This is a genomic window from Sphingobacterium lumbrici, from assembly GCF_006476045.1.
Taxonomy (GTDB): Bacteria; Bacteroidota; Bacteroidia; order Sphingobacteriales; family Sphingobacteriaceae; genus Sphingobacterium; species Sphingobacterium lumbrici.
In genome coordinates this window covers 1-2,254 of sequence record NZ_SRZY01000017.1, presented here as the reverse complement: position 1 = coordinate 2,254, position 2,254 = coordinate 1, and the positions used below count along the sequence as shown (strand labels likewise).

General features: G+C 45.7%; 3 protein-coding genes. All 3 read left to right on the top strand.

Annotated features, from left to right (window positions below):
* Nucleotides 1-89 precede the first annotated feature (89 nt).
* Genes tnpA through tnpC form a run of 3 tightly spaced genes read left to right on the top strand, consistent with a single transcriptional unit; the run spans nt 90 to nt 2,238 of the window.
* Nucleotides 90-344 (top strand): IS66 family insertion sequence element accessory protein TnpA, encoded by a 255-nt coding sequence (tnpA, locus tag E4F24_RS05370; protein WP_140937647.1) that lies wholly within the window; start codon nt 90-92, stop codon nt 342-344.
* The gene (gene tnpB, locus E4F24_RS05365; RefSeq protein WP_140937646.1) at nt 345-683 is read left to right on the top strand and encodes an IS66 family insertion sequence element accessory protein TnpB; all 339 of its coding nucleotides are present in this window, start codon (nt 345-347) and stop codon (nt 681-683) included.
* Nucleotides 684-732: 49 nt separating this feature from the next.
* The gene (gene tnpC, locus E4F24_RS05360; RefSeq protein WP_140937645.1) at nt 733-2,238 is read left to right on the top strand and encodes an IS66 family transposase; all 1,506 of its coding nucleotides are present in this window, start codon (nt 733-735) and stop codon (nt 2,236-2,238) included.
* Nucleotides 2,239-2,254 lie beyond the last annotated feature (16 nt).

Genomic DNA, 2,254 nt, shown 5'->3' with positions numbered 1-2,254 from the left:
GTATCCGGCCTATCAAGTACATATTTAAATAGTTTTTTATTGGGATTACCTTTGCTTGCATGAATTTGATAGAAAGCAAGCGCGATAAAATGTTGTCCTTAGTCGCCCAATGGCGCCAGAGTGGTCAAACCCAGAAAGAATTTTGTTCCTTCCATGGGATCAAGGTTTGTACATTAGGCTATTGGATTAAACGCAGTTCAGAGCAGGAGGATCAAGGTAGATTTACGGAGATCCGTCCAAGCATGGATCAGAAGAGAAAGATTGAGGTTATTTATCCCAATGGTGTTAGGGTTAGCACCGATGGGGATCTTTCGCTGATCACCAAGCTTATTCATATCTATTAGATGTTTGCGCTCGGGTCATCGCATCGCTTTTATCTTTTTAGCGGACATTGCGATATGCGGAAGTCATTTGACGGGCTTTGCGGATTGATCAGTTCGGGCATGCAACGCCAAGCTACCAGTGGCGAGGTGTTTGTATTTCTGAACCGTAGCCGTACGCACATAAAGCTGTTGCATTGGGAAAAGGGCGGCTTCGTGCTGTATTATAAACGACTGGAAAGTGGAACCTTTTTACCTCCCAGTGTAAAAGAAGGCGAATTTTCATGGAGCGACCTGGTGCTCATGGTGGAAGGCATACAGGTGGTAAAAAGCATTCGAAAAAAGCGTTTTTTATTACCATAAAACAGGTTTTACGCTTGCCAGAACCGTGATTTATCCGTACTTTTAAGGTATGGAAATAGCGCTGGAAAATCTCTCAAAAGAAGACCTTCTCAAGGTTATTTCCAGCCGTGATGAAAAGATTGACCGCCTCACTCAAGAACGAGACCACCTAAGGAGGCAGGTGGAAATGCTTAAGCGCATGCAGTTCGGCCAGAAGCGCGAACGCTTTGAAGGTGACCCCAATCAGACTTTTCTTCCCTTTGAAGCTGAGTCAGCCCAAGTGGAACAGCAGCAAGAAGAAATCAAAGAAAAGATCGAGTATGTGCGCAAACGTCCCAACCCTAAAGGGCGGGCAAAACTTCCCGCACACCTTCCTGTAGAGGAAATTGAAATCCACCCTGAGGGTGACTTATCAGAAATGGTCTGCATCGGCAAGGAGATCACTGAAGAACTGGAATGTGAACCAGCCAAGTTCTACATTAAACGGTATATCCGTTATAAATATGCCGCTAAAAACGGGGAGGGCGTGAGGCTTGGGGAGCTTCCTGAACGAGTAATCGATAAGGGCATCCCGGGAGCAAGTCTACTGGCATTGATCCTGACCGGTAAGTACATGGATCACCTTCCGCTGTACCGTCAGAAGCAGATCTTCGCCCGGGAAAACATACAAATCCCATCATCAACCATCGAAGGATGGACCAAACAAGCGCTGGGAAAACTAGAACCGTTATACGACCAGCTCATCTTCGACACCAAATCAAAAGGGTACCTGCAGGTTGACGAGACGCCAATAAAAGTACTGGATAGCGACAAAAAAGGTGCTACCCATCAAGGGTATTATTGGGTCTACCATGCTCCACTGAATGGAACCGTGCTTTTTAATTATAGCCCTACCCGGGGCAACAGTGCGCCATTACCTATCCTGGGCAATTTTGAAGGCTATCTCCAGACCGATGGCTATGCCGTATATGAAAAATACGGTAAGAAAAAAGGGATCACCCATCTGGCCTGTTGGGCACACGCCAGGCGCGAGTTCGAAAAAGCGTTGGACAACGATAAATTAAGGGCAGAAAAAGCGCTTGTCATGATACAACAGCTATACGCCGTGGAAAGAAAAGCCAGGGAAGACAAGCTGAAGGCCGAGCAGATCAAGGAGCTCCGACTTGAGAAATCGCTACCGGTCATCAATGAACTTGGCAAATGGATATTCCAGGAAATAAAATCTACGCTACCCAAAAGCCAAATAGGAAAAGCCATGGCCTATGCCTATGCTCGTTGGGACGCTTTATCGGCGTACTTGAATGATGGATGTCTACAAATCGACAACAATCTTGTTGAAAATGCTATAAGACCAGTAGCGCTGGGACGTAAAAACTACCTCTTTGCGGGTAGCCATGAGGCAGCACAGCGTGCTGCGATGATCTATTCGTTCTTCGCGATCTGCAAAAAACATGAGGTAAACCCTTTTCAGTGGCTAAAACATACCCTACAAAATATCATGTCGATCAACCATAAAAAATTAAAGGATCTCTATCCGCAGAACTATAAGAAAAGTATCGAGCAATCAAATATGTAGTTCATCGGGCGCATAC

Excerpts from the sequence above, each read along its gene's own strand:
- tnpA (WP_140937647.1), top strand. The coding sequence starts at position 90 with ATGTTGTCCTTAGTCGCCCAATGGCGCCAGAGTGGTCAAACCCAGAAA.
- tnpC (WP_140937645.1), top strand. The coding sequence starts at position 733 with ATGGAAATAGCGCTGGAAAATCTCTCAAAAGAAGACCTTCTCAAGGTT.
- tnpB (WP_140937646.1), top strand. The coding sequence starts at position 345 with ATGTTTGCGCTCGGGTCATCGCATCGCTTTTATCTTTTTAGCGGACAT.